This is a genomic window from Stutzerimonas stutzeri RCH2 (genome assembly GCF_000327065.1).
GTDB classification, from domain to species: domain Bacteria; phylum Pseudomonadota; class Gammaproteobacteria; order Pseudomonadales; family Pseudomonadaceae; genus Stutzerimonas; species Stutzerimonas stutzeri_AE.
This window is the reverse complement of sequence record NC_019936.1, coordinates 1,687,139-1,713,894: the sequence shown is the minus strand read 5'-3', so window position 1 is coordinate 1,713,894 and position 26,756 is coordinate 1,687,139. Positions and strand designations below refer to the sequence as shown.

At 64.6% G+C, this 26,756-nt stretch carries 26 protein-coding genes; 16 read left to right on the top strand and 10 right to left on the bottom strand.

All coding sequences use genetic code 11. From position 1 onward, the window contains the following. Positions 1 to 116 precede the first annotated feature (116 nt). Positions 117 to 2,618, top strand: coding sequence for a glycerol-3-phosphate 1-O-acyltransferase PlsB (gene plsB, locus PSEST_RS07855; RefSeq protein WP_015276466.1), 2,502 nt, complete (start codon positions 117 to 119; stop codon positions 2,616 to 2,618). Here the strand turns inward: plsB and PSEST_RS07850 are convergent. Continuing rightward, positions 2,573 to 3,040, bottom strand: coding sequence for an N-acetyltransferase (locus tag PSEST_RS07850; RefSeq protein WP_015276465.1), 468 nt, complete (start codon positions 3,038 to 3,040; stop codon positions 2,573 to 2,575). The two genes, plsB and PSEST_RS07850, sit on opposite strands and share 46 nt — an antisense overlap. A 147-nt stretch (positions 3,041 to 3,187) precedes the next feature. On the opposite strand from PSEST_RS07850, the gene PSEST_RS07845 reads away from it, so the two are divergent. Then, positions 3,188 to 3,859: a DUF4197 domain-containing protein gene (locus PSEST_RS07845; protein ID WP_015276464.1), complete on the top strand. Its 672-nt coding sequence runs from the start codon at positions 3,188 to 3,190 to the stop codon at positions 3,857 to 3,859. Positions 3,860 to 3,940: 81 nt separating this feature from the next. On the opposite strand, the gene dsbG is transcribed toward PSEST_RS07845, so the two are convergent. Genes dsbG through dsbD form a run of 3 tightly spaced genes read right to left on the bottom strand, consistent with a single transcriptional unit; the run spans position 3,941 to position 7,256 of the window. Then, on the bottom strand, positions 3,941 to 4,708 hold the full coding sequence (gene dsbG / locus PSEST_RS07840) for a thiol:disulfide interchange protein DsbG (RefSeq protein WP_015276463.1): 768 nt from the start codon (positions 4,706 to 4,708) through the stop codon (positions 3,941 to 3,943). Continuing rightward, complete coding sequence (locus PSEST_RS07835) at positions 4,705 to 5,520, bottom strand: TlpA family protein disulfide reductase (RefSeq protein ID WP_015276462.1); 816 nt, start codon at positions 5,518 to 5,520, stop codon at positions 4,705 to 4,707. The genes dsbG and PSEST_RS07835 overlap by 4 nt, the downstream gene beginning before the upstream one ends. Then, positions 5,520 to 7,256 carry a protein-disulfide reductase DsbD gene (dsbD, locus tag PSEST_RS07830; protein WP_015276461.1) on the bottom strand — a complete coding sequence of 579 codons (1,737 nt, stop codon included), beginning with the start codon at positions 7,254 to 7,256 and terminating at the stop codon, positions 5,520 to 5,522. Before dsbD ends, PSEST_RS07835 begins: the two co-directional genes overlap by 1 nt. 139 nt (positions 7,257 to 7,395) lie before the next feature. Between dsbD and PSEST_RS07825 the strand changes: the two genes are divergently transcribed. The 3 genes from PSEST_RS07825 to PSEST_RS07815 all read left to right on the top strand — a co-directional run bounded on the left by PSEST_RS07825 (position 7,396) and on the right by PSEST_RS07815 (position 9,926). Further along, positions 7,396 to 8,073 carry a response regulator gene (locus tag PSEST_RS07825; protein ID WP_015276460.1) on the top strand — a complete coding sequence of 226 codons (678 nt, stop codon included), beginning with the start codon at positions 7,396 to 7,398 and terminating at the stop codon, positions 8,071 to 8,073. Continuing rightward, positions 8,070 to 9,392: an ATP-binding protein gene (locus PSEST_RS07820; RefSeq protein ID WP_015276459.1), complete on the top strand. Its 1,323-nt coding sequence runs from the start codon at positions 8,070 to 8,072 to the stop codon at positions 9,390 to 9,392. Before PSEST_RS07825 ends, PSEST_RS07820 begins: the two co-directional genes overlap by 4 nt. An 81-nt stretch (positions 9,393 to 9,473) precedes the next feature. Then, positions 9,474 to 9,926, top strand: a complete 453-nt coding sequence (locus tag PSEST_RS07815; protein WP_015276458.1) for a hypothetical protein — start codon at positions 9,474 to 9,476, stop codon at positions 9,924 to 9,926. 8 nt (positions 9,927 to 9,934) lie between these two features. On the opposite strand, the gene PSEST_RS07810 is transcribed toward PSEST_RS07815, so the two are convergent. Next, a complete protein-coding gene (locus PSEST_RS07810; protein ID WP_015276457.1) occupies positions 9,935 to 11,299 on the bottom strand; it encodes a heavy metal sensor histidine kinase in 1,365 nt (454 codons plus the stop codon). Further along, positions 11,296 to 11,979, bottom strand: a complete 684-nt coding sequence (locus PSEST_RS07805; RefSeq protein WP_015276456.1) for a heavy metal response regulator transcription factor — start codon at positions 11,977 to 11,979, stop codon at positions 11,296 to 11,298. The genes PSEST_RS07810 and PSEST_RS07805 overlap by 4 nt, the downstream gene beginning before the upstream one ends. A 155-nt stretch (positions 11,980 to 12,134) precedes the next feature. On the opposite strand from PSEST_RS07805, the gene PSEST_RS07800 reads away from it, so the two are divergent. Then, entirely contained in the window at positions 12,135 to 12,365 is a 231-nt protein-coding gene (locus tag PSEST_RS07800; protein WP_015276455.1) for a DUF2933 domain-containing protein, read from the top strand. Between the two features lie 29 nt (positions 12,366 to 12,394). On the opposite strand, the gene PSEST_RS07795 is transcribed toward PSEST_RS07800, so the two are convergent. Next, positions 12,395 to 14,914 (bottom strand): heavy metal translocating P-type ATPase, encoded by a 2,520-nt coding sequence (locus PSEST_RS07795; protein WP_015276454.1) that lies wholly within the window; start codon positions 14,912 to 14,914, stop codon positions 12,395 to 12,397. Between the two features lie 484 nt (positions 14,915 to 15,398). Here PSEST_RS07795 and PSEST_RS07790 point away from each other — a divergent pair, with 484 nt between their 5' ends. The 3 genes from PSEST_RS07790 to PSEST_RS07780 are packed head-to-tail and all read left to right on the top strand — an operon-like array spanning position 15,399 to position 16,505. Continuing rightward, complete coding sequence (locus PSEST_RS07790) at positions 15,399 to 15,656, top strand: heavy-metal-associated domain-containing protein (protein WP_015276453.1); 258 nt, start codon at positions 15,399 to 15,401, stop codon at positions 15,654 to 15,656. A 20-nt stretch (positions 15,657 to 15,676) separates the two neighbouring features. Next, positions 15,677 to 16,123, top strand: coding sequence for a DUF411 domain-containing protein (locus PSEST_RS07785; RefSeq protein WP_015276452.1), 447 nt, complete (start codon positions 15,677 to 15,679; stop codon positions 16,121 to 16,123). Between the two features lie 31 nt (positions 16,124 to 16,154). Then, on the top strand, positions 16,155 to 16,505 hold the full coding sequence (locus tag PSEST_RS07780) for a DUF3147 family protein (protein WP_015276451.1): 351 nt from the start codon (positions 16,155 to 16,157) through the stop codon (positions 16,503 to 16,505). 10 nt (positions 16,506 to 16,515) lie between these two features. Here PSEST_RS07780 and PSEST_RS07775 read toward each other — a convergent pair whose 3' ends face one another. Both PSEST_RS07775 and PSEST_RS07770 read right to left on the bottom strand, forming a co-directional pair. Further along, on the bottom strand, positions 16,516 to 17,037 hold the full coding sequence (locus tag PSEST_RS07775) for a hypothetical protein (RefSeq protein ID WP_041756544.1): 522 nt from the start codon (positions 17,035 to 17,037) through the stop codon (positions 16,516 to 16,518). 29 nt (positions 17,038 to 17,066) lie between these two features. Beyond that, complete coding sequence (locus PSEST_RS07770; RefSeq protein WP_015276449.1) at positions 17,067 to 17,723, bottom strand: hypothetical protein; 657 nt, start codon at positions 17,721 to 17,723, stop codon at positions 17,067 to 17,069. Positions 17,724 to 17,919: 196 nt separating this feature from the next. On the opposite strand from PSEST_RS07770, the gene PSEST_RS07765 reads away from it, so the two are divergent. From PSEST_RS07765 to PSEST_RS07750, 4 genes are read left to right on the top strand one after another with little or no spacing between them, the layout of a single operon-like run. Continuing rightward, positions 17,920 to 19,698, top strand: coding sequence for a copper resistance system multicopper oxidase (locus PSEST_RS07765; RefSeq protein ID WP_015276448.1), 1,779 nt, complete (start codon positions 17,920 to 17,922; stop codon positions 19,696 to 19,698). Between the two features lie 11 nt (positions 19,699 to 19,709). Continuing rightward, complete coding sequence (locus tag PSEST_RS07760) at positions 19,710 to 20,027, top strand: hypothetical protein (RefSeq protein WP_015276447.1); 318 nt, start codon at positions 19,710 to 19,712, stop codon at positions 20,025 to 20,027. Next, a complete protein-coding gene (locus PSEST_RS07755) occupies positions 20,017 to 20,997 on the top strand; it encodes a copper resistance protein B (RefSeq protein ID WP_015276446.1) in 981 nt (326 codons plus the stop codon). Before PSEST_RS07760 ends, PSEST_RS07755 begins: the two co-directional genes overlap by 11 nt. Positions 20,998 to 21,009: 12 nt before the next feature. Beyond that, positions 21,010 to 21,708, top strand: coding sequence for a c-type cytochrome (locus PSEST_RS07750; protein ID WP_015276445.1), 699 nt, complete (start codon positions 21,010 to 21,012; stop codon positions 21,706 to 21,708). 30 nt (positions 21,709 to 21,738) lie between these two features. Here the strand turns inward: PSEST_RS07750 and PSEST_RS07745 are convergent, their stop codons facing one another. Further along, complete coding sequence (locus PSEST_RS07745) at positions 21,739 to 22,629, bottom strand: LysR substrate-binding domain-containing protein (protein WP_015276444.1); 891 nt, start codon at positions 22,627 to 22,629, stop codon at positions 21,739 to 21,741. A gap of 119 nt (positions 22,630 to 22,748) precedes the next feature. Here PSEST_RS07745 and PSEST_RS07740 point away from each other — a divergent pair, with 119 nt between their 5' ends. From PSEST_RS07740 to PSEST_RS07730, 3 genes are all read left to right on the top strand, one after another. Continuing rightward, positions 22,749 to 23,918 carry a M20 aminoacylase family protein gene (locus PSEST_RS07740; RefSeq protein WP_157372381.1) on the top strand — a complete coding sequence of 390 codons (1,170 nt, stop codon included), beginning with the start codon at positions 22,749 to 22,751 and terminating at the stop codon, positions 23,916 to 23,918. Between the two features lie 44 nt (positions 23,919 to 23,962). Continuing rightward, the gene (locus tag PSEST_RS07735; RefSeq protein WP_015276442.1) at positions 23,963 to 25,321 is read left to right on the top strand and encodes an MFS transporter; all 1,359 of its coding nucleotides are present in this window, start codon (positions 23,963 to 23,965) and stop codon (positions 25,319 to 25,321) included. 163 nt (positions 25,322 to 25,484) lie between these two features. Continuing rightward, complete coding sequence (locus PSEST_RS07730; RefSeq protein WP_015276441.1) at positions 25,485 to 26,735, top strand: OprD family porin; 1,251 nt, start codon at positions 25,485 to 25,487, stop codon at positions 26,733 to 26,735. The last annotated feature ends 21 nt before the right edge of the window (positions 26,736 to 26,756 follow it).

Sequence of the window (26,756 nt, the reverse complement as noted above, 5' to 3'; positions counted from 1 at the left end):
GTTGAGACCAAACAAACCCGGCGGCACGCCCGTTGCTGCTTTTGCGGTGTGGTTCTGCTTGCGGCACACTTGCCGCCTTCGAGGGCACCGCCCCCTTCCCAAGCCGAATCTGTCGTATGACCCGCTCCCCCATTCGCCGTCTGATTTTCTCCGTGCTGCGCCGCGTTCTGTATTTCTGGGTGCGCTCGGAAACCATCAACCAGTCCGCCTTCACCCTCAAGCTCGATCGCAGCAAGCCGGTGTTCTACGTACTGCAACAGTCCTCACTGAGCGACCTCGCCGTGCTTGACGTCGAATGCACCAAGGCCGGGCTGCCGCGCCCCGTGGCTGATGTTGCGGTGGGCGAGCACGTGGAGCCGGCCGCTTTCTTCTTTCTCAACCCGGCCGCGAGCTGGTTCGGCCGGCGTACGCGGCTGGTGGCCCCGCCGGCGCTGGTGCGCCTGGTCGGTGCGCTGGAACACAACGCGGTAGAGAACGCGCAGATCATCCCGGTCAGCGTGTTCTGGGGGCAGTCGCCAAATCGTGAAACCAGCGCCTGGAAGCTGCTGTTCGCCGACAGCTGGGCGGTCACCGGGCGCCTGCGCAAACTGCTCAGCATTCTGGTGCTGGGGCGCAAGACCCGCGTGCAGTTCTCCGCACCAATCCAGCTCAACGAGCTGATCGCCCTGAACAAGGGTCACGAGCGTACCCTGCGCATGGTGCACCGCATGCTGCGCGTGCATTTCCGCAACCAGAAGACCGCGGTGATCGGGCCCGACCTTTCGCACCGGCGCAATCTGGTCAAAGGTCTGGTGCATGCACCACAGGTCCGGCAGGCGATCCGCGATGAGGCCGAACGCGAGAACATATCCATCGAGCGGGCCGAAGCCAGGGCGCTGCGCTACGGTAACGAGATCGCCTCCGACTACGCCTATACGGCCGTGCGCTTCCTGGAAGTGGTGCTGTCCTGGTTCTGGAACAAGATCTACGACGGTATCCGCGTCAACCATATCGAGCCTCTGCAGGAGGCCGTACGTGGCTATGAGGTGATCTATGTGCCCTGCCACCGCAGTCATATCGACTACCTGCTGCTGTCCTACCTGCTGTTCCGCAACGGCCTGACACCGCCACACATCGCCGCGGGTATCAATCTCAACATGCCGGTCATCGGCAGCCTGCTGCGCCGCGGCGGCGCTTTCTTCATGCGCCGCTCGTTCAAGGGCAACCCGCTGTACACCTCGGTGTTCAACGAATACCTGCATACCCTGTTCAGCCGCGGCTTTCCGGTCGAGTACTTCGTCGAGGGTGGCCGCTCGCGTACCGGCCGCATGCTGCAGCCCAAGACCGGCATGCTGGCACTGACCCTGCGCAGCTACCTGCGCTCGTCGCGCCTGCCGATCCTCTTCGTGCCGGTGTACATCGGCTACGAAAGGGTGCTGGAAGGCCGCACCTACCTTGGCGAACTGCGCGGCGCGGCGAAGAAAAAGGAGTCAATTTTCGACATCTTCAAGGTCATCGGCGCACTCAAGCAGCGCTTCGGTCAGGTCTGGGTCAACTTCGGCGAACCGCTCAAGCTCAATGAATTCCTCGAACAGGAGCAACCCGGCTGGCGCCAGCAGAGCCACACGCCGGACTTCCGTCCCGAATGGCTGAACGACACGACCAATCGCCTGGCCGAGCGCATCGCTCAACGCCTGAACGAGGCGGCGGCGGTCAATCCGGTCAATCTGGTGGCGCTGGCGATGCTCTCAACCAGCCGCCAGGCGCTGGATCAGCAATCCCTGGCGCGCATTCTCGATCTTTACCAGACCCTGCTGCGTGCGGTGCCCTACTCGCCGCACACCACGTTGCCGGAAGGCGACGGCAACGCGCTGATCGCCTATGTGAAGAGCCTCGACCTGCTCGCCGAACAGAAGGATGCCCTGGGCAACATCCTCTATCTGGACGAGCAGAACGCTGTCCTGATGACCTACTACCGCAACAACGTGATGCACATCTTCGCCCTGCCGGCGCTGCTGGCGAGCTTCTTCCAGAGCAGTTCGCGCATCAGCCGCGAGCAGATTCAGCGTTTCACCGAGGCGCTGTATCCGTATCTGCGTGCCGAGCTGTTCATCCGCTGGGAAGTCGAAGAGCTGGAAGCGGTGGTCGACCAGTGGCTGGCTGCGTTCGTCGAACAGGGCCTGCTCAAGGTGGACGGCCAACACTACGTGCGTCCCGCCCCAAGCTCCCGCCAGTTCGTGCTGCTGACGCTGCTCGCGCGGGTGGTCATGCAGACCCTGCAGCGCTTCTACATGGCCACCTCGCTGCTGCTCAACAGCGGGCAGAACAGCCTAACCGCCGAGGAACTGGAAACCCTTTGCACCGTCATGGCCCAGCGCCTGTCGATCCTGCACGGGCTCAACGCACCGGAGTTCTTCGACAAGACGCTGTTCCGTCATTTTATCCAGAGCATGCAGGAACAGGGCGTGGTCAGCCCGGACGAGAACGGCCGGCTCGGCTATCACGAAAAGCTCGCCGAACTCGCCGAGGGCGCAGCCAAGCGTGTGCTGCCGGCCGAGATTCGCCTGTCGATCCGCCAGGTGGCGCTGGAACGTCACGAGGACGAAAGCGAGCCGGCGCCACCGGCAACCGGGGCCTGAGGCTGCCAGATCATCGCCAGCTCCGTATGGCCGGTGTGCTCGTCCAGTTGTTCGCCGGCAACCTGGAAACCGTGGCGAAGGTAGAAGGCGATGCTGGCCTCGTTGGCAGCGTAGACCGTCAGGCTCAGCCGTTCGCGCTGACGCTTGGCGTGCTCGAGCAGCGCCGAGCCGATGCCACAGCCCTGCTCCGTTGGCGCCACGAAGATCGCGGCCAGGGTGTCGTCGACTAGCGAAACGAAACCGACGACCGTTCCGTCCTGCTCGTGAACCCAGGTCTGCGCAGCGGGCAGATACAGGTTGCGCATATCATCCAGCCGCGCCTCCCAAAAGCTGCGCGCGACGAAATCATGGGCACCGCTGGATGCTTCGAGCCAGATGTTCAGAACGGTTTCCAGATCAGCGGGGCGACACGGGCGAATCATGCGAAGAATCTCCAGACAATGAAGCGCGGGACCGTAACCCATGATCGTCAGGATGTCGCGCTGCCCGTAATCCACTAGCATCAAAGAACGAAGCCAACCGGCGCTCGTCGCCAGGCTCACGCCCATCCGCACAGCAAGGTAAACGCCATGTATCGCATCACCACTCTCGTCGCCGGTCTGCTCCTGTCCGCCAGCGCCTTCGCCCTGTCCCTCGCCGACCTGACCCAGAGCGACGCCAGCGCGGGCCTCAAGGATGCCTTGAGCCAAGGCACCAAGGTTGCCGTGCAGCAACTCGGCCGGCCCGGTGGTTTCAGCAGCGACCCGAACGTGCGCATTGAGCTGCCGGGCAACATCGGCAAGGCTTCGCGGATGCTGAAGATGCTCGGCATGGGCGCGCAGGTTGAACAGCTGGAAAACAGCATGAACCTCGCCGCCGAAAAGGCCGTGCCGCAAGCCCAGCAATTGCTGCTGGATGCGGTGCGCAAGATGACCGTGCAGGACGCCAAGGCGATTCTCGCCGGCGGCGACGATTCGGCTACCCAGTACCTGAACAAGTCCAGCCGCGAGCAGATTCGCGCGAAGTTCCTGCCCATCGTCAAGCAGGCCACCGACCAGGTCGGCCTGGCGCAGCAGTACAACGCCGTGGCAGCGAAGGTTCCGGCCGGGCTGAACGGCAGCTACGCTAATATCGAAAGCTACGTGACCGAACAGGCGCTCGACGGACTGTTCACGGTCATCGCCGAGCAGGAAGCGGGCATTCGCAAGAATCCCGCTGCTGCCGCCACCAGCCTGGCGAAGAAAGTTTTCGGCGCGCTCTGACGAATACTCCGCAGATCGCACGAGCGAGCCGGCTAGCGGAGGGTGCAAGGCTTTTTGCCAGCCGGTTGGGGCCGACGCGACTCAGCGTGGCCCCATGATCTCTTCCAGGGCCTCGGGCCGCGGCGCACCCTGATGTTGTTGCAAGCGGCCGTTGTCGTCGAGGTAGAAGATCGCCGGGGTCGCCTGGGCGCCAAGTTCGCCCATCAGCATCAGGTTGGCGGTGAGCTGTTCTTCCAGTTCTGCAGGGATCTTCTCCAGCGCCTTGAGCTTGCTCGCCTTGCCCGCCGCCTCGTGCTCGTTGAGTGCGGCCTGCGGATCCTTGGCGCTGAGCAATGCGGCAGACTTGCCGGCGCTATCGGCGCGCAGCATGCCGACCATGATGTGCCGCAGCTGCACCTTGCCGGAATCGACCCAGGGCCGGGCCTGCTTCCAGAACATGTTGCAGTACGGGCAGTTCGGGTCACTGAACATGTAGACGATGCGCGGTGCGTCGGCCTTGCCGTCAGCGATCCAGCTGCTGTCTTGCATGCGCGTCCACATTTCCTTGCCCAGCGGTTCATAGACCAGTTTTTCCAGCTGCCCGCGGGTCAGGTCCTCGCCGTTCGCATCGAGCAGGCTACCGATCAGCACATGCTCGCCGTCCGGCGTGAGATACAACGCCATGCCCTGACCGTTGTAGCGCGCGGCATAGCCCTTGAGCCCACCGGGAGCTTCGAAGCGGCCGACCACCTCGGCGCCCCGCGCCTCGACAGCCTTGATCGCCTCCGGCAGTTCCTCGGCCTGGACCGTGGGCAGGACCAGCAGGCTGACCCCAGCCAGCAGGTAGGGTAACGGCTTGAATCGAATCACTGCGCAGCTTCCTCTTTCAGTTTTTCCAGCGCGCGCGCCAGGCTGGCGTGCGAGAGTTCGCCGAGATGGCTGCTGACCTGGCGGCCATCGGCGTTGTAGAACAGCGTGGTCGGCAGCGCCGTGGAGCCGACGTGCTGGCCGAGCCGCCCGCCACTGTCGAGCAGGACGTTTTCCAGCGTCAGCCCGGCCTTTTCCAGAAAGCGATTGATCTCCCCTTCCCCCTCGCCCTGGTTGACGAACAGGAACAGCGTGTCGCTTTCCCGCGCCTGGGCATCGGCCAGCACCGGCATCTCGCGCCGGCACGGTGGACACCAGGTCGCCCAGAGATTGATCACCAAGGGCTGACCGGCGTACTCCTCGAGCGCCACCGGACGCCCCTGGTTGTCGCGCAGGGCCATTTCCGGCAGACGCGTGCCCTGTTCGAAGGAATGCCAGGCCAGATTGCCGAAGCCCCAGCTGAGGATTCCCACCGTCAGCGCGATGCCCAATGGCTTGCGCATCTCCCGGTCACGCCAGCCCCACCAGATACCCAACGCCAGTGCAGCGACCAGCCCCGGCCAGGCAATGAAGCCACCATCGCGGATATCGATGACGCTCAGCCAGTCGTCTCGGTAGTACGCCCAGTACAGCGCGACGAATGCCAGGCGTGCTACCAGCAATGCCACCAGCAGCAGGCGAAACAGCTGCCGCTCAGGATTGCGTTCGCTCCGGCGGCCGACCCACCAGCCGGTCAGGGTCGCCAGCAGCAGGCTGCCCAGCAAGATCACATGAGGCACCGCCAGTGCCAGCGGCCCGATATTCACAGTCAGCATCAACCTCGCTCCCGGGTCTGGTTCCAGTTCTGCAGAAAGCCCTCGGCACCGACCTCGCCAGTGATACGGCGCTCGCGGCGCTCCACGCCGTCCGGGCCGATCCACACCAGCGTTGGCGGGCCGAGTACCTGGTAACGGTCCAGCAACTCGCGGCTGGCGGCGCCACTGCGCGTCACGTCGGGACGCAGCACCCGCACGCCATCCAGGCTTGCCTGTACCTCGGCGTTGCCGAAGACCTCCTTCTCCATGACCTTACAGGAGACGCACCAGTCGGCGTAGTAATCGATCAGCACCCACTGGCCCTGCGCCTTGGCCGCTGCCAGCTCACGATCGAGTACGGCCGGATCGCTGAAACCGAGCGCGTGAACTTCGGCGGAGATGGCATCCGCCCCACCGCCGGCATAGATCGCCAGCGGCCGACGCGGATCATCCGCTCCGCCGGCGGCACCCAGCAGCATCGCCGCACCCCACAGCCCCAGCAGAACGCCGCTGGCCTGACAGAGCACGCGTTGGCGTTGCACTGCCTGCGCCACATTCAGCAAGGCGGTCGCGAGCACCACCAGCAGTGCGCCCCACAGGCCCAGCCACAGCCAGTCGGCCAGCAACGGACGGGCAACGAACAGCGCCGCCGCCAGGAAGAGAAAGCCGAACACCACCTTGACCCGATCCATCCAGGCGCCCGGCTTGGGCAGAAAGCGCTGGCCAACCGTCACCAGCAACAGCAACGGCGTGCCGATGCCCAGGCCCAACGCGAACAGCACCAGGCCACCCTGCAGCGCACTGCCGCTCTGTGCGATGAACAGCAGCGCGGCGGCCAGTGGCGCGGTCATGCAGGGGCCGACCAGCAGGCCGGAGAGCACGCCCAGCGCGCCAGCCCCGGCGAGGTTACCGCCGCGCTGGCGATCACCGACACGCTGCAGACGATCACGCAGCGCCACCGGCAATTGCAGCTCGAACAAACCGAACATTGGCAGCGCCAGCAGCACGAACAGCACGGCGAAACTGGTCAGCAACCAGGGTTGCTGCAGTGCCGCCTGCAGGTTGGCGCCGAGCAGCGCCGCCAGCACACCGAGCCCGGCGTAGACCAGCGCCATGCTGACCACATAGGTCGAAGCCAGGGCGAAACCGCGACGCGACGTGGCGCCGCTGCCCACCACGATGCCTGCCAGGATCGGCAGCATCGGCAACGAACAGGGGGTGAAGGCGAGCAACAAGCCGAGGCCGAAGAACACCAGCAGACTCCAGCCCAGCGCCTGGCCCGCCAGACCACTGGCCAGCGCCTGATCTCTGGCCTGCCCGGAGGCTGCCGAGGCGCTGCCGTCACCGCTCAGCGACACTTCACGCGTCTGCGGCGGATAGCACAGTCCCGCATCGGCGCAGCCCTGCCAGCCCAGACGCACGTTGTTCTCGGCGCCCGCCGGGATGATCAGTTCGAGGCTGTCGCGGTAGATCTGCGAGTCGCCGAAGAATTCGTCGCTGTAGGGCTGACCTTCCGGCAGCTGTGGCTGGCGCTCCGGCGGCAGCCCGTCGAATTGCAGGCGCTGCTGATAGAGGTAATAGCCCGGCGCGATCCGCCAGTGCAGCAGCGTCGCGCCATTGTCCTGCGGGCTGACCGTCAGCGCGAACGCCTCTTCCACCGGCAGGAAATCCTGCTGCGCAGAACCGCCGAACAGTCCACCGGCCGGCAGGGCCAGCCCCGGCAGGAGCAGCAGAAGCATCAGCAGCAACGCACGCATCGGACACCTTCTATGTAAAACGACTGCCGCGCAGCATGCCGGTGCGGGATTAACGCGCCATTAACGCAACGGCACGGGCTGCATAACGCTGCCTTAATCGTTAAGGTCGACTATTGAGCTTTGCCACCGGACCCCTTTCATGCACGTGCTGCTTGCCGAGGACGACGCGCTGATCGCCAGCGGTATCGTCGCCGGACTCAATGCCCAGGGCCTGACCGTCGACCATGCCACTACGGCCGCCAATGCCGAAGCGATGCTGCGCGCCGCCAATTTCGATGTGCTCATCCTCGACCTCGGCCTGCCCGACGAAGACGGCATCAGCCTGCTGCGACGCCTGCGTCAACAGGGCATGGCGCTGCCGGTGCTGGTACTCACCGCGCGCGATGCGGTCAGTGATCGGGTCACCGGCCTGCAGGCAGGTGCGGATGACTACCTGCTCAAACCCTTCGACCTGCGCGAGCTGGCCGCACGCCTGCACACGCTGATGCGGCGCATGGCCGGGCGCAGCGTCAACATCATCGAGCACGGCCGGCTCAGCTACGACCCAGACCGATGTGAGGTGCGCCTGGACGGCCAACCGGTGGATCTGTCCCGCCGCGAACAGGCGCTCTTACAGGCGCTGCTCAACAATCAGGGCCGGGTACTCAGCAGCGAGCAACTCAAGGATGCCGTTTACGGCTTCGCCGATGACGTCGAGAGCAACGCGCTGAACGTGCATATCCACCACCTGCGCCGCAAGCTCGGCAACGGTATCGTCGAAACCGTGCGCGGGCTTGGCTATCGTCTCGGCCCCGCCGGCGACGAGGACGCGCCATGAGTCTGCGCCTGCGCCTGACACTGATGCTCGGCTCGGCCTTCGTGCTGCTCTGGGCGCTGGCCGCGACCTGGATGCTGGTCGACCTGCGCAGCCAGATGATGCTCTCACTCGACCAGCGCCTGGCGGCCTCGGCGCGCATGGTTGCCGGCCTGCTGGTGCAGCTGCCGCAGCCACTGCCCGGTGACAGCTCGGCGAAACGCCTGAGCGCCGAGCAGCTGGGCATTCCCAACGGCCTGGCCTGCCAGGTCAGCTCGCTGCGCGGCGAGGTACTCGCGCGCAGCCACAGTGCACCCGATCAGCAGCTGGATGCGGAGGGGAACGGCTTTCGTGACCAGCTGATCGATGGCGTCCCCTGGCGCAGCTTCACTCTGGTGCAGGGCGAGCTGCGCATCACCACGGCCGATCGCCTTGACGAGCGCGCCGCGCTGAAACGTTCGGTGTTGCTGGCCGCTGCGCTGCCAGTGGCGGTCGCCCTGCTCGGCAGCCTGGGCCTGCTATGGCTCGGCCTTGGCCGCGGGCTGGCGCCGTTACAACGGATTCGCCAGGCGTTGACCCGGCGCGGCGCGGACTCCCTGGAACCGCTGCCGCTCGACGGTTTGCCAGCGGAGTTGCTGCCGCTGGTGCAAACGCAGAATCAGCTGTTCCAACGCATCAGCGATGCCATCGAACGCGAGCGCCGGCTGACCGGGGATGCCGCCCATGAACTGCGCAGCCCGCTGACAGCGATCAAGACCCACCTTCAGGTGGCGCGGATGACCGAGGGCGCTGCGGCCGCGCAGGCACTGGCCAACGCCGAGGCCGGTGCCGATCGGCTGCAACGCACGCTTGAGCAGCTGTTGCTGCTGGCACGGGTGGAAGGCAGTCTGGATTTCGACGACGGCCTGCAGTGCTCGGCCGCCGAGGTCGCACGGCTGGCGATACAGGACGCCAATGGCGGCGATGGCGCACCCATCCAGCTGCAGGTGCCGGCGAACCTGCCCGCTGCGCCACTGGCGATGCCGCCGGTGCTGGCAATCGCCGCGCTGCGCAACCTGCTGGAAAACGCCCAGCGTCACACGGCTGCCGGAACGTCGGTGTTGCTTGTGCTGCACGGCGATGACTCACGGGTGCGCTTCGAAGTGCACGATCAGGGGCCAGGGATTGCGGCCGAGCATCTTCAGCATCTGACCCGTCGATTCTGGCGTCATACCAGCAGCAGCGGCAGTGGCCTCGGTCTGGCCATCGTCCAGGCGATCGCGCAACGCTGCGACTGCACCCTCGCCTTCGACAGCCAGCCCGACGGCCTGCGCGTATCGCTGACCGTGCCGCTGCAGCGCTGATCGAGATCAAGGCTGCGAACCACGCCTCGGCGTCCAATGCCGGAATCTCGGGCACTTACCCGTCCCGAAGAGGAAATCGCCATGAACGCTAACGAGCACGAGCAAGAGCACAGCGGCTGCCCGATGGAAATGGGCCGCGCCATGGCCCGTAAGATGATGGCGCAGATGGGAAAGGGGGGCTCCGGCCCCGACCCGCTGAGCATGATGAAGAAGATGCTCGGGGATGCCGGCAACTCGGCCCCACCGATGATGCAGATGTGCATGGGCATGTGTTCGCAGATGCTGACCGCCATTCAGCACACCACTGACATGGCTGCATTCGCCACACCGGAACTGCAGCAGCTGTTCAGCGACTGGCTTGAGCAGTTGCAGGGCGATGCCCTGCAGCACCTGCGCGAGAAAGGCGAGCTGGATGCGGCCGGGTTGGCCGCCGCGCTGGGCATCGGTGAGCAGAGCGCTGCCTATCTCGTCGCCCGACTCAGCGTCAGCGGAGCGATCAGCATGCGCGTTCAGCTGGCAGACCCTGCTTCCTGAACGCGCACTCAGGCCGGGAACTGCAACCGGAAGGTCGTCCAGCCTTGCTCGGAGGCACAGCCGATAGAACCCTGATGGGCCTGGACGATAGAACGGGTAATCGCCAGGCCGAGGCCGGCATTACTCGGATTGCCTTCGCGGCGCGCCGGGTCACCCCGATAGAAGCGATCGAACAGCCGGTCCAGATGTTCCGGCGCAATGGTCGTCCCGGGATTGCTCACCTCAAGCGCCACGCCAGTGGCGCCCTGCTCGATGCGCACGCCAATCACCCCGCCATCAGGTGTGTAGCGCAGCGCATTGGACAACAGGTTGGACAATGCCCGGCGCAGCATCAGCAGATCGCCCTGGATCGTGCCAGCACCAGACAGTTCGAAGCGCACCCCGCGTTCGTCAGCCGAGAGCTGATAGTAGTCCAGTAGCTGCGCGCACAACGCCTCCAGCGCGACGGGTTTGGCATCCGGCACGATCAGGCCGTTGTCCGCCTTGGCCAGAAACAGCATGTCGTCGATCATCCGCGACATGCGCTGCAGCTCCTCCAGATTCGAATGCAGATTGTCCTGATACTGGTCCAGGGTGCGCGCGCGGGTCAGCGCCACCTCGGTGTGGGTCATCAGGTTGCTCAGCGGTGTGCGCAGTTCGTGGGCGATGTCGGCGGAGAAGTTCGACAACCGCACGAAGGCGTCTTCCAGTCGCGCCAGCATGGCGTTGAAGGCCTGTACCAGCTGCTGCAGTTCCGCCGGTGTCGACTCGTCGGGGATGCGCTCACGCAGCGACTTGGCCGATACCGAAGCCGCCACCTGCGTCACCTCGCGCAACGGTCGCAAGCCGCTACGCACCAGCAGCCAGCCGAGCAACCCGCTGAGCAAGGCGCAAAGCACCAGTGCCGCCCACAGCCAGCCGCTGAAGGTGTGAAAGAAGGCCTTGTGCGCGGTGACATCGAGCAGGATCAGCAAGGTCAGCCGCTGCGCGCCGATCGCGACATGCCCGGCCTCACCGCGCCAGACGTGCCCGTCGAGTGTCAGCTCCCCGCCCTCCCGGCCGATCAGCGCAAGCAACGCCGGCTCCGCTTCATCAACGCCCAGCTGAGGAAACAACTGAGCACCGCGCCCGTCGAAGACGAAGCCGCGCATCTCGCTGTGGCCGCCGAGCAACGCCTGCAGCTGTGGGCGCACACGCTCGAAATCCTGCAGATCATCCAGCTCCCCCAGCAAGCGTCGGCTTGCCTCGAGCTTTTCGTGCAGCGTATGGCGGTCCAGTTCGTCGAAATGATGCTCGCTGAGCTGGCTGAAGAAGTATCCGGCCGCCGCCAGCACACCGGTTACCGCCAGCATGAACATCAGACTCAGCCTTGCAGTCAGCGACAGTCGCTTCATGGCGTGTCCGGCTCGTCGAGCATGTAGCCCATGCCCCGTGCGGTATGGATCAGCTTGGGCTCGAAGCCATCGTCGATCTTTGCCCGCAAACGCCGGATCGCCACCTCGATGACGTTGGTGTCGCTGTCGAAGTTCATGTCCCACACCTGCGAGGCGATCAGCGATTTCGGCAGCACCTCGCCGCGCCGGCGCAGCAGCAGTTCCAGCAGGGCGAATTCCTTGGCGGTCAGGTCGATACGCTGACCGGCGCGCACCGCGCGGCGCTTGAGCAGGTCGACTTCCAGATCGGCGACTTTCAGCTGCGTCTGCAGGGCCGCCGCGTTGCCGCGCCGGAGCAAGGTACGCACCCGTGCCAGCAGCTCGGAAAAGGCGAACGGCTTGACCAGATAGTCGTCGGCGCCGAGCTCCAGCCCTTTTACCCGATCCTCGACGCGGTCGCGCGCGGTGAGAAACAGCACCGGCACTTCGTTGCCGGAAGCCCGCACCAGCCGCAGCACTTCCCAACCATCCAGACCCGGCATCATCACGTCGAGAATCAGCAGGTCATAAGGCGCGCTCAGCACATGCTGCAGCGCGTCGGTGCCGCTGGTGACGCGGTCGACGGTGAAGCCGGCCTCGCTAAGGCCCTGCTGCAGATAGATGCCGGTTTTGGGTTCGTCTTCGGCGACCAGCAATTTCATCGGGAACATCCTCATCGGGGACTCGCCAGTTTGCAGCGGCACGTTAGCAGCGACCAGCAGCTGACAGAAACGTAATGTTCGCATCAGTCGAGCGTAAGGCTGGCGGAGCTAGGGTGAGTACAAGCAACCACGCTCGAGCCAGCCGGAGACGCGCCATGCCAAGCCACCCAGCCCCGCGTGATTCACATGAGCCGTTCTGGCGCAGCAGAAATGGCGTCGTCCTGCTGATGCTGCTGGTGATCGGTCTGTTCTACGTGGTCCGGGAACATGTCGACCACGCCATCCAGGCCTTGCCCTACCTGATCCTGCTGCTGTGCCCGCTGATGCACCTGTTCGGCCACGGCCACGGGAAGCACCGCCACGGCGAACACGATAAGGAGAGCTGAGCGCGTCGCCGGCCCTTCGGTACGGCTGGCTACACGCCCGCGCCGCGCATGCCGTGCAACGCGACCTGGAATCTGCGCTTGAGCAGCAGCGAATTGCCGATGACCGAGAGCGAACTGGCGGTCATCGCCACCACCCCGATCATCGGATGCAGCAAACCGAACGCGGCAATGGGAATCGCGGCACCGTTGTAGGCGCTGGCCCAGATCAGGTTCTGCACGATCTTGCGAAACGTGAGCCGCGACAGATACATGGCTTCGACCACGCCGGTCAGCTCGCCGCGCACCAGCGTCACGTCGGCCGCCTCGATGGCGACCTCCGCACCCGCTCCGATGGCGATGCCGACGTTCGCCTGCTTCAGCGCCGGGGCATCGTTGATGCCATCGCCAACCATGGCGACGTGCTCCCCGTGGCGCGCCTGCAAATCACGCACAGCGTCCACCTTGCCGGCCGGCAGCACGCCCGCGCGCACCTCGTCGATGCCGACTTCATCGGCCACCGCGCGGGCAGCGCGCTCGTTGTCCCCTGTGACCATCACGACTCTCAGGCCCAGCGCATGCATGGCGCGAATGGCCTGGCGCGACTCTTCCTTGATGGTGTCGGCTACCGCGACGATGCCGCAGGCCACGCCTGCTGCCCCGACGATAACGGCGGTGCGCCCACGTGACTCCAGCTGGTCCAGAGCACTGTCCAGTGCATCGAGCCCCGTCACGCCCTCCTCTTCGAGCAGCAACCGGTTTCCGATGATAATTGGCACGCCGGCGACCTCGCCATGCACGCCACGCGCACCCGCGGAGCGGAATTCGTGAACCTCGTCAGGCTCGACACCCCGCGCGCTCGCCCCCTCGACGATCGCGCGGGCAATGGGGTGTTCAGATGCGCTCTCGACACTGGCGGCCCATTTCAGCAGTTGATCTTCGTCCGTCCCCGCTGCGGTTATCACTTCGGTCAGGCGCGGTTCACCGCGGGTGATGGTGCCGGTCTTGTCCAGCACCATCACCGTCACGTCCTTGAACGTCTGAATGGCTTCACCCGAGCGGATCAGGATGCCGCGCTCAGCCCCGAGGCCGGAACCGACCATCAGCGCGGTCGGCGTCGCCAGCCCCAAGGCGCACGGGCAGGCGATGACCAGCACGGCGACGGCCGAGAGCATCGCCAGCACCGGCACGCTGGCAGTCGGATCGACCCATGGGAGAAACCCTGCGCCCCACAGCAGAATCGGTCGGAGCAGTTCAGGCAGCAGCAGCCAGGCCAGCAGACTGGCAACCGACACCAGCAGCACCAAAGGCACGAAGCGCCCCGTCATGCGGTCGGCGAACTCCTGGATCGGTACACGCGAGCCCTGCGCCTGATCCACCAGTCGAATGACCTGCGACAGAAAGGTGTCTCCGCCGACCCGGGTTGCGCGCACGCGCAGTCGCCCCTCCTTGTTGATGGTCGCGCCGAGTACCGTCGACCCTGGCTCCTTGTAGACCGGTAGCGACTCCCCGGTCGCGATGGATTCATCGACATGGCTGTCCCCACCTACCACTTCACCATCGGTGGGGATCTTGTCACCAGGGCGGACGATCATGATGTCACCGGGCTGCAGCGCCTTCACCGACACCTCGATCTCTGCCCCATCGCGCTCGATGCGAGCCGTCTTCGCGCCAAGGGTTACCAGCTTGCGGATCGCCTGTGATGCCCGTCCCTTCGCTCGGGCCTCCAGGTAACGGCCCAACAGATGGAAGGTCATGATGGTCGCGGACATCTCGACGAAGGATGTCATCGGATGTAGGAAACCCAGCAGGCCGATCAGGTACGGCGGCAGACTGCCCATGGAAATCAGCACATCCATGTTCGCCGTGCGGTTGCACAGTGCGCGCCAGGCGGCCTTGTGGGTCGCCGCACCGCCGTAGAGAAACACCACTGGGAAGGCCATCAGGGCCACCAACGCCAGATAGCCCGGTATGGGCTGCCAGAACATGTGGGGCGCCATCATCAGCATGATCAAGGTCGTTGGCACGCCGGCAATCCATAGCCGTCGCCTGGCCTGGCTGAGGTAGGCCTCTTCGACGACCGCATCAGCCGCGTCATCGCTCTGCTGTGCCGTGTCGACACGCGCAACCTCGTATCCGGCGCCCTCCACTGCCGCCTTGAGGTCGGCGGCCGAGGGGCCGTCAGCGCCGACGCTGACCGAGACGCGGTGCGCTGGCACGCTGGCCTTGACCTCAGCAACACCCTCCAGCTTTTCCAGGGTGCTGCGAATGATCGCAGCGCAATGCTCCGATCCCATGCCAGGAACCGACAGGTTTATGGTGCGACCCAGCCCTGCATTCGAACCGGCGACCGTATAACCGGCCGCTTCCACTGCGGCACGCACGATGTGAACTTCCGTCAAACGGGGATCGTATTCAACCCGCACTTTGTGCGAAGCGATATTGGCGTGAACATCCGATACACCCGGCACGCGCCGCAATGAAGTTGCAATTATTCCGGCGCAATGGTCACTGCCCATTCCTGGGACATGCAGCTCAGCGACATCAAACGCCACAATCTGGTCCGGCTGCATGAATACACTCCTTGATATGTCGGTTTAACACCCCCAGGGATCGCAGCAAGCGAGCCTGCTAGCGATGAACTCCACGCCAGCCCTGGCCTTTGTCGCAAAACACCATAGCGTTACCGAATTTGAAAAACGCACCTGATGATAATTAGTAGCGCTCCACAGATAGTTTTAACAGCAGTTCAAAATTACTTTTCTGTCAGCTAGCCGAACATGCGGTTATTGTTTCACGCGACGATTAGACGCAGCGTTTCGCTCGCAGCAGCGCCTGATAAGGATTACGGGGGTTTATATACGCAGCAGAAGTTTCGCGAAGAACCGCTCCGTACAAATACGCCTGCAATTGCTGACAGAAAAGTAATCTTCCAATCAGCCTGCTGACAGGCTCGCAGCGATAGCGTGTGCCCTAGCAAAAGAGGCTTGACCTTACCATCGCGTCAAGGTTGAGCATCAGGCCAGCTCATTGAACTGGCTAACCGAGGATCACCCAATGACCAGCATCGAACTCAAGGTATCCGGCATGACCTGCGGGGCGTGCGTCCGCCATGTCAACTCAGCGCTGCAGCCGCTGGCGGGCGTCGAGCGGGTCGACGTCGACCTGGCCACCGGGCTTGTTCGGATAGACGGCACGACCGACAGCGCCACGCTCATCGCAACCCTCGACGAAGCCGGTTACCCTGCCCAAATTGCCACCGGCTCACCTGCCCCTGCAGTACGCAAAACAGGATGCGGCTGCGGCTGTAACTGAACATCGATCTGGAGATCTCCATGAAACTCTATCTCACCGCACTCGCCGCCCTGCTTGTGTCCGGCATGGCCCATGCGGCGGATGTCATCGACGTGCATCGCGATGCCAACTGCGGCTGCTGCAAGGACTGGATCAAGTATCTGGAAGCAAACGGTTTCGAGGTACGCGACCACGTCGAAGTCAACATGCTGCCCGTCAAGGAAGGGCTCGGTGTGCCGCCACGTCTGGGTTCCTGTCACACCGGCGTGATCGACGGCAAGTTCGTTGAAGGCCACGTGCCGGTGGCAGCGATCCGCGAGCTGCAGCAGCGCGACGACCTCGCTGGTGTCGCCGTACCGGGCATGCCAGCCGGCTCGCCGGGCATGGACTATGGGCAACCGCACCAGCGCTACCAGGTCATCGGCCTGACCAACAAGGGACGCGATCTGGCGCTCGGTGACTACCTCGGCAGCCAACCGGTTCGCTGAACCACAGGCGGCGGCGAGCGCAGGTGAGTGCATGAGCTGGATCGTTGCCAAGTACCTGCTGACTGCCGCCGTCGTGGTGCTGGTATCGGAAGCCGCCAAACGCAGCGACAAGCTGGGCGGTTTCCTTGCCGCGCTGCCACTGATCACTCTGTTGACGCTGATCTGGCTCTATGTCGAGCGGCAGCCAATGGACAAGATCGCCAACCACGCCAGGTACACCTTCTGGTACGTGCTTCCAACGCTACCGATGTTTCTGGTCTTTCCCCATCTGCTGCCGCGCCTCGGCTTCTGGCTGACCCTGCTAGGCGGTGCGCTGCTGACCGTCACCTGTTTCGCCCTGCTTACGGTAGCGCTGCGCCGCTTCGGCATCGACCTGCTCTAGGCACTGGCGACTACTGCGCGATGCGCGGATAGCGAAACCAGAAACGTTCGCCGCGATACACCGGCAGGAACAGGAATACCCCACCCGCCTCGGTCCGTCTCTGCACCAGCAGATCGCCATGTGCGTTGCGGGCGAAGCGCTCGCTGTCGGTACCGGTGAGAACCGGCGTGGCCCAGAAGTAGCCACGCTGCCTGATCAACCAGCCATCCTCACAACGGAAGTCAGGCCCCTCGTTCCAACGCTGCTCCAACAGAATCACGTCTTGCGCATCGAGCAACCGTACGACCACCGCGCCGCCATCGGGGCCATCGAAGTCGACACGTTGCACCTGTTTCAGCGGGTCGGCGGTATCCGGCATCAGCTGTTTGGCCAGGCCGACGGCAAAGCGACCCTCACCCTGATTCTGATATCGACCGGTCAACTCGGGGCAGCCCGCAACTGCTGTCAACTGCGCAGACCAATCGGCGGGATAGTCCTGTTTGTCGACATAGATCGGCGGCACGCAACCCGCCAGCAGCCCGGCGAGCAGCATACCAGCGGGCCATCGCAGGCTATGCCCGTTCATGGCTGAGATACTTCCGGTCGCTCCGGCTGCCAGCGCACATGGCTGGTGGCTGTCCTGTTGCCGCCGATCACCAAGAGCATGATCACGGCAACATGTCGGCGCATGGTCATCGTCAGTCCGCCCTCGCGATCACGGACAAAGGTCCGCCGGGTGGCGACACGCCCTCCGGTCAGAAGCATCGCGCCGACAATGGTCGGCGCCCCCGGATCCAGTGCGGACTGCGCCTTGTGAAAATGCAGCCCTTCGGCATCACAGCGAAAATCGCTACCGCGACGATATATCCGCGTGCCTGGCGCCGCGGGGCCGGAGTCGTCCAGGCTGACTTGCAAGGTATCGCCATCCGGCTGACTGAGCGTCACGACGCGCGCCTGGCGCCAGACACCGAAGTTCTGTGCCAGCCAGGGCGTGCAGAGGCTGGCGTCACCCGGCGGAACCGGACCCTCGGCTAGCGAACAATCGATTCCGGCCAATAACGACGGCGTTCCGAGATTTTGGTAGCGACCCGCTACCAGTGGGCAATCGCCGACCCGCTCGGCAGAACGCTGCGGCCACTGCTGCGGGAACTCGGGATTGTAGGAAGTGCTGAAACAGCCACCCAGCGACAGCGCAACCAGTACGGACAGGGTTCGCCCCGCAGGCGATGAAATACTCATTGATCACCGCTCCGAGGACGTGGACCACCCCCAGCATAGCCCTTGGCCAGTATCCGCGCCCGCCGACGCAGCTTACAAAATCGTAATCTTCCGCTCAGCCTGGAGTCAGCACGGTCTCACTAAGATGACATTGTGACGCACCCTTTCAGCGTACCGGTGCGCCCGCTCCGAATGGCCATCAACCAACAGGACCAGCATGCAATTGATCAGCTCTAGGCGCACCTTCGTCAAAAGCCTGGCTGCCGGCGGTGCCTTCGCCGGCCTCGGGCTCTGGCGCCAGCCCGTCTGGGCGCTCACCAGCCCTGGCCAACCGACGGTGCTCAGCGGCAGCGAATTCGACCTGACCATCGACTCCATGAGCGTGGATTTCACCGGCAAACGCCGCACTGCCATGGCCATCAACGGCAGCATTCCCGGCCCGCTGCTGCGCTGGCGCGAAGGCGACACCGTGACCTTGCGCGTGCGCAACCGCCTGCCGCAGGACACCTCGATCCACTGGCACGGCATCCTGCTGCCCGCCAACATGGATGGCGTGCCCGGCTTCAGTTTCGCCGGCATCGCCCCGGACGGCATGTACGAGTACCGCTTCAAGGTGATCCAGAGCGGTACCTACTGGTACCACAGCCATTCCGGCTTCCAGGAGCAGCTCGGCGTCTACGGCCCGCTGATCATCGATCCGAAGGAGCCGGAGCCGTTCAGTTACGAGCGCGATTACGTGGTATTCCTCTCCGACTGGACCGACGAGAGCCCCGCACGCGTGCTGGCCAAGCTGAAGAAGCAGGCCGACTACTACAACCAGGGCCGCCGTACCCTTGGCGACTTCATCAACGATGTCGCCGACAAGGGTTGGCGTGAAACCTTCAGTGACCGCTGGGCCTGGGCGAAGATGAACATGTCGCCGACCGATCTGGCCGACATCAGCGGCGCCACCTACACCTACCTGCTCAACGGCCAGGCGCCTGACGGCAACTGGACCGGAGTGTTCCAGTCGGGCGAGCGTATCCGCCTGCGCCTGATCAACGGCTCGGCGATGAGCTACTTCGACTTCCGCATCCCCGGCCTCAAGCTCACCGTGGTCGCCGCCGACGGCCAGAACGTCGAGCCGGTGCAGGTCGACGAGGTGCGCCTGGCGGTAGCGGAAACCCTCGACGTGATCGTCGAGCCGGATGGCAGCCAGGACGCCTACACGCTGTTCGCCCAGGCCATGGACCGCAGCGGCTACGCACGCGGCACTCTGGCCGTGCGCGAAGGATTGTCTGCCGCGGTGCCCCAGCCCGATCCACGCCCCGAACTGACCATGGACGACATGGGCCATGGCGATCACTCTGCCCATGGCCAGGCCGCAGCGGCACCCACGCAGGGTCACGATGCCCATGCCGGGCATGGCGCAATGGACCACGGGCAGATGGATCACACCGCCATGGGGCACGGCAGCGCTGCCGACTCCGGGATGCAGGCACATCCGGCCAGCGAGACCAACAATCCGCTGGTGGACATGCAGACCATGATGCCGATACCCAAGCTGGACGACCCGGGTATTGGCCTGCGCGACAACGGCCGGCGCGTACTGACCTACGCCGATCTGCGCAGTACCTTCCCCGATCCGGACGGCCGCGAGCCGTCGCGCACCATCGAGCTGCACCTGACCGGCCACATGGAGCGCTTTTCCTGGTCGTTCGACGGCATTCCCTTCGCCGACGCCGAGCCGATCCGTCTCAAGTACGGCGAGCGGGTGCGCTTCGTGCTGGTCAACGACACCATGATGCACCACCCCATCCACCTGCACGGGCTGTGGAGCGATCTGGAGGACGAGAACGGCAATTTCAAAGTGCGCAAGCACACCATCGACATGCCGCCGGGCTCGAAACGCAGCTACCGGGTCAGCGCCGACGCCCTCGGTCGCTGGGCCTACCATTGCCACATGCTGATGCACATGGACCTCGGAATGTTCCGTGAAGTCCGCGTAGAAGAATGACGGAGAAACCCATGAAAACCATCCAGCGCAGCGCCCTGCTCACCTTCGGCCTGGCCGCAATGTTCGGCCTCAACGCTGCCTACGCGCAGCAAAGCGAACACGACGGCCATCATCCCGAAAATGCTCCGGCCGAACAGGCCGCACCGCCAGCCACGCAGCCCGCACCGCAAGGTGGAGCCCAGGGCGGCATGATGCAGGGCATGGATCACGACAAGATGATGCAGATGCACAAGGAGCACATGGGCGACGGCAAAATGATGGACCACGGCAGCATGGGCAACGGCCAGATGAACAAGGATGCCGGGCAGGGCAACCCGCATGATCATTAAGCCACTGCCCATTGCCATCGCGCTGAGCCTGATCGCCACCACAAGCCAGGCGCAGCAGGGCATGGACCACTCCGCTCATGCCGGCCACGCCGCACCCGCAGACCATGGCCAGATGAACCACGGGCAGATGGACCACCGGAGCATGGACCATGGCCAGATGGACCACGGGGCCATGGACCACGGCAGCATGGACCATGGCAGCATGGACCATGGCTCCATGGCGCATCCGCCTGCTAGCGGCATTGCGCCAGGCGAAGAATCGCGCTCGCCGGTGCCAACGATCAGCGACGCCGATCGCGCCGCCGCCTTTCCCAACCTGCCGCCACATCACATGCACCAGGGTGGGACCAATTTCCTCTTCCTTGCCGACCAAGTGGAATGGCAGGACGCCGATGAAGGCAGCGCGTTGGCCTGGGATATCTCCGGCTGGGTCGGTGGCGACATCGACCGTCTGGCGTTCCGCTCCGAGGGCGAACGGACCAATGGCCACACCGAGGAAGCCGAGCTGCAGCTGCTCTGGAGCCATGCCATCGGCCCCTGGTGGGAAACCGTCGCCGGTGTGCGCCAGGACTTCAAGCCCGGTTCGCCGCAGACCTGGGCCGCCTTCGGCGTGCAGGGCATGCCGCTGTTCGGCCTGGAAACCGAAGCCACGGCCTTTCTCGGCGAGGGCGGCCAGAGCGCCCTGCGTCTGGAGGCCGAGTATGACATCCTGCTGACCCAGCGCTGGGTGCTGCAACCAACTGCGGAAATCAATCTGCACGGGCGCAACGACGAGGCCCGCGGTGTCGGTTCCGGCTTCAGCGATGCCGGCGTCGGCCTGCGCCTGCGCTATGAGATCAGCCGGCAGTTCGCACCCTACATCGGCGTGACCTGGAGCCGTGCCTACGGCAATACCGCCGACATGCTGCGTGCCGATGACGAGGATGTCAGCGACACCCGCCTGGTAGCCGGCATCCGCTTCTGGTTCTGAGTACCCTGACCCATGACAACAACAATCAAGACCCTGGCGCTGACCGGCGCCGTTCTGGCTGTCGCCGGTGCCGGGGTGCTGTACTCGGGCATCATCAACGTCGCCGCCGACGAGCCGCACTCTCAGGTGGTCGAGTCTCTGCTGGAGATCACCCGGGACCGCTCGATTGCCGTACGCGCGCGCGACATCGAGGTACCCAGCCTTGAGGATGACGCGCTGATCCGCTCCGGTGCGGGCAACTATCACGCAATGTGCATCGGCTGCCATCTGGCACCGGAAATGGGCTCCACCGAGCTCAGTCAAAGCCTCTACCCTGCCCCACCCAACCTGGCGGAGCGCGGCACCGGCGGTGATCCGGCCGCGACCTTCTGGGTCATCAAGCACGGCATCAAAGCCAGCGGCATGCCGGCCTGGGGCAAGAGCATGAGCGACGATTACATCTGGGGTATGGTCGCCTTCATCGAACGCCTGCCACAGCTAGATGCGGCGCAGTATCGGTCACTGGTCGCATCCAGCGATGGTCACCAACACGGCGGCGGCGAGTCGGACATGCATGATCACAGCGGCCAGCATTCCGCTCCTGGCATGCCCCAGGGATCAGCCTCAGCCGGAGACGATCACCACGGTGCGCACGACGACCATGCCCCGAAGCAGCCGGAAGCGCAGGACAATGTGCACCATCACCCGGATGGCAGCCGCCACGTGCATTGACCAGGGCCCGCCGGGCGAACGGCAATGCCCCTACTTGCGCAGCCGCCGCGCAAAAAGGCGGGCCAGCACCTGCGCCGAGCTGCCCAGCGGAACGCCTCGCAGGCTGAGAATCCCCAGCGTCATCGGGCCGGGAACCGGGGCTACTTCGAACTGCTGCAGACCCACCGCAAACAGCGAGTCGCTGAGCAGTGCCGTCGGCCCGAAGCCGATGTAGTCGGTACGTCTCATCAGCTCTAGCATCAGGGTCAGCGATGAACAGCGGACGATGTTCTTCGGTGCCTCGATGCCCTGGCTGGCCAGCCAGCGCAGCAGATGGTTGCCCAGGCTGCCATCGGTGAGATTGAGCACCCAGCTGGCGTCCTTGAGTTCGTCCCAGCTACGCGCATGGGCCAGCGGATGACCGAGACGGCCGGTCGGCACGGCATGCGCTTGCACCAAGGGCTCGAAAACGATCTCGTGGGGCAGATCGCTCGGGCTGGCCAGCGCAACCGCGAAATCCAGGCGGCCTTCCAGAAGGCCCGGCAGTACATAGGTCAGCAGCCCTTCTTCCAGGCTCAGCGCCGCATCGGGCTGGACGCGGCGAAACTCCGTGAGAATCGGCGGCAGGATGGTCGCGGCCACGAGCGGCGTCAGCGCGATGGCGATACGCGCACCAGCGCCGCCGCGCAGCTGGCGAATCTCCTCACGGGCCTTGTCCAGTGTCGCCTGTGCCAGGCGCGCGCGCACCAGCAGCGCATCCCCGGCCGGGGTGAAGCCGATGCCCTTGTAGCTGCGCCTGAGCAGCTCCGCGCCGACATCCTCTTCCAGCTCACGCAACGCCTTGGTCAGCGCGCTCTGACTGAGGTTCATCGCCCGTGCCGCGGCACGGATCGAACCGGATTCGGCGACCTGTATGAGCGCTTTGAGCTGGTGGTCTTTCATCGGGCAGGTGATTCCTCATGGTTGTCACTGAGGCGAAAATACTGCCTTCCGCCGATCACCACAAATCCTATGATCGGCACATGAATACTTCAGACCTTTTCCAGCCCGACGAAGCCGCCATGAAAACGTGGAGGCACGCCATTCATCAGAACCCCGAGCTCGGTTTCGCCGAATTCGCCACCAGCCGGCTGGTCGCCGACTGCCTCGAAACGTGGGGCTATGAGGTGCATACCGGCATCGCCACCACGGGGGTGGTCGGCATCCTGCGCTGGGGCGACGGGCAACCGCGACTGGGCCTGCGCGCCGACATGGATGCACTGCCGGTGCAGGAACTCACCGGCCTGCCCTGGGCAAGCCGCACACCCGACCAGATGCACGCCTGCGGCCATGACGGACACACCTCGATCCTGCTGGGCGCGGCGCAAAGCTTCGCGCTCATGCAGCGCGAAGGGCTTCTGGGTGCCAGCGGCACACTCACGCTGATCTTCCAGCCAGCCGAGGAACTGGGGGGCAGCGGCGGCGCACGACGCATGCTCGACGAAGGCCTGCTCGAGCGCTTCCCCTGCGATGCGGTCTTCGCCATGCACAACTATCCGGGCATCCCGACCGGCCACTTCCGCTTTCGCGAAGGGCCGTTCATGGCTTCCTCCGACCGGGTAGTGATTCGCTTCAACGGCAAGGGCGGGCATGGTGCGCTGCCGCATATGGCAATCGACCCGATGCTGCCCGCAGCGGCCACCGTGCTCGCCTTGCAAAGCATCGTCGGGCGCAACGTCGATCCGGTCGACGCGGCAGTGATCAGCGTCGGACGCATCGCTGCTGGCAACACCTACAACGTGATTCCCGAAACCGCCGAGATGGAGCTCAGCGTGCGCGCCCTGCGCCCGGACGTTCGCGACCTGCTCGAAATGCGCATCCGCGCGCTCGTCGAAGGACAGGCCGCGGCTTTTGGCGTCACCTGCGAAGTGCTTTACGAGCGCGGCTACCCGGTGCTGATCAACAGTGCGCGCGAGACGTGCCTGGCGGTCGAAGCGGCGCGCGCGCTGGTGGGCGATGAGCGGGTGGAGGTCGATGGTGCGCCCATCAGCGGCAGCGAAGACTTCGCTTTCATCTTGCAGCAGGTACCGGGTTGTTACCTGCTGATCGGCAACGGCGACAACGGCTTCGGTGGTGGAGAACACCTTGGGCCTTGCAGCGTGCACAACCCTCACTACGATTTCAATGATGCCTGCCTGGCGCCGGGCGCAGCCTTCTGGCTGACGCTCGGCAGCCGGTTCTTCGGCTGCTGAGATCGTTCCGCGACGTGGCATAACAACAAGCAGGACACGACAGCATGAGCAATTCAACCGCAGCACCCCGCAAGAATCAGGTTCTTGCAGCCGTCATCGGCAACGCACTGGAATGGTACGACTTCATCGTCTTCGGCTTCCTCGCCGTGGTGATTTCACGCCTGTTCTTTCCCGCCGAAAGCGAATACAGCGCCCTGCTGATGGCAACCGCCACCTTCGGTGTGGGCTTTTTCATGCGCCCGATCGGCGGCGTGCTGCTCGGCATCTATGCCGACCGCAAGGGCCGCAAGGCCGCGCTGCAGCTGATCATCAGCCTGATGACGCTCTCCATCGCGATGATCGCCTTCGCTCCTCCGTTCGCCGCGATCGGCATTGCCGCGCCGTTGCTCATCGTCCTGGCGCGCCTGATGCAAGGCTTCGCCACCGGCGGTGAGTTCGCCAGCGCGACGTCGTTCCTGATCGAGAGCGCACCGGCCAACCGCCGTGGCCTGTATGGCTCGTGGCAGATGTTCGGCCAGGGCCTGGCAGTATTTTGCGGCGCCGGCGTAACCGCGCTGGTGACCAGCAACCTGTCGCCCGAAGACCTGGACAGCTGGGGCTGGCGGATTCCGTTCATCATCGGTCTGATCATCGGCCCGGTCGGTCTATGGATGCGACGCAATCTGTCGGAAACCGAGGCCTTCCTTGAGGCCCGCCAGGCACCGAAGGAGAAGCAGTCACTGGCCCGCATGCTGCGCTCGCACCTGCGTCAGGTGGTCACCGTGATGGCGTTGACGGTCTGCGGCACCGTGGCCTTCTACGTGATCCTGGTCTACATGCCGACCTTCGCCAACCGCCAGCTGGGCATGCAACTGAAGGACGCCTTCACCGCTCAGGTCGTCGCCGTCGCGGTACTGACGCTGCTGATGCCGGTATTCGGTGCGCTATCCGACCGGGTCGGCCGCAAGCTGCTGATGATCGTCGCCACGCTGGGCCTGCTGGTCGCGCTCTATCCGCTGTTCAGCTGGATTCATGCAGCGCCCTCGTTCGGCCGTCTGCTGACCATGCAGCTGATCCTATGCTCGCTGCTCGCCGTGTTCTTCGGCCCCTTCTCTGCCGCCGTGGCCGAACAGTTCCCTGCTGGCGTGCGCTCGACCGGCCTGGCACTGGCCTACAACCTTGCAGTGATGATCTTCGGCGGCTTTGCCCAGTTCATCGTGACCTGGCTGATCCAGAACACCGGCATGGCCATCGCGCCGGTGTTCTACGTGCTCTTCGCGGTGACGCTGGGCCTGATCGGCTCGTTCTTCCTCATCGACCGCACCCACGAGGCGCACCTCGCCGTGGTCGACGAGAGCAGCCCGCTCAAAGCGGCCGCACAACCGACCGGCACGCTCAACCGAGTGGTTGCTCAAGGCGCCTGATCGAAGCAAGAGAGACCGCGGCGGATTCCGAGGCGTCCGTCGCAGCCGCCCGCAACAAAGGGAACAGCCGGCAGGTCGCTGAAACTGCCGGCGTCGCCAGACGGGCAACGCTGCCAGCAAGCCCGCACACAAGCAGCTTCAACCTCAACCGGGAATAACAACAATGAACCGCATCCAATCCGTTGGCTCGCGCGCCCTCGCCTGCCTGCTGGGCGCGCCCTGCCTGCTCACCGCACCTGCCGTGATGGCCGATTTCATCGACGACAGCAAGGCCAGCCTGCAGCTGCGCAACTACTACCTGAACCGTGATTTTCGCCAGGATGGCGCCAAACAGGCCAAGGCCGCCGAATGGGCGCAGGGTTTCGTTACCCGCTTCGAATCCGGTTTCACCGAGGGGCCGATTGGCCTTGGGCTGGACGCCATCGGCGAGCTGGGCGTGAAGCTGGATTCCAGCAGCGATCGCCGCGGTACCGGCCTGTTGCCGTTCGGTCCGACCAGCAAGGAGCCGGTCGATGACTACAGCGAACTGGGCCTGACGGCGAAGCTGCGCGTCGACCAGAATGTGCTGCGCCTGGGCACCCTGCAGCCCTGGCTTCCCGTGGTGATCTTCAACGACACCCGCCTGCTGCCTTCGACATTCCAGGGCGGCATGCTGACCTCACAGGCGCTGGACGGCCTGACGTTCGATGGCGGACGGCTCACTCAGGCCAATCCACGGGATTCCTCGGCGCGAGAAAAGATCGGTTTCGGCAGCGCCACCAGTGACGCCTTCGACTTTGCCGGCGGCAGCTACGCGATCAACCCACAACTGGCAGTCAGCTATTACTACGGCAATCTGGAAAATATCTACCGCCAGCAGTTCGTCGGGCTGGTCCATAATACGTCGCTGGGCAACGGCTTCAGCCTGCGCACCGACCTGCGCTACTTCGACAGCCGCGGCGATGGCGAAGAGCGTGCCGGCGAAATCGACAACCGCAACTTCAACGGCATCGTTGGTCTCAGCCATGGCGGGCACAGGGTCAGTGCCGGCTGGCAGATCCAGTCCGGCGACAGCCGCTTCCCATCGCTCAATGGCGGCGCCGCCTATGTCGTCAACCTGGTCACCCTGCATGACTTCACCCATGCCGACCAGGACTCCTGGCAGCTGCGCTATGACTACAACTTTGCCGCGCTGGGCCTGCCCGGGTTGTCCTTCATGACCCGCTACGTCGATGGACGCAACGCCAGGACGAACTTCAGCCGCAGCGGCGAGGAATGGGAGCGCGACAGCGACATCACCTATGTCGTGCAGAGCGGTGCCTTGAAGGGCCTGAGCGTGCAGTGGCGCAATCTGAGCTTCAGATCGGGGAACGGCCTCAAGACCGCTATCGACGAGAACCGGGTGATCCTCAACTACACCCTGGCACTCTGGTAACGCCGCCCGCTCAATCGCGCA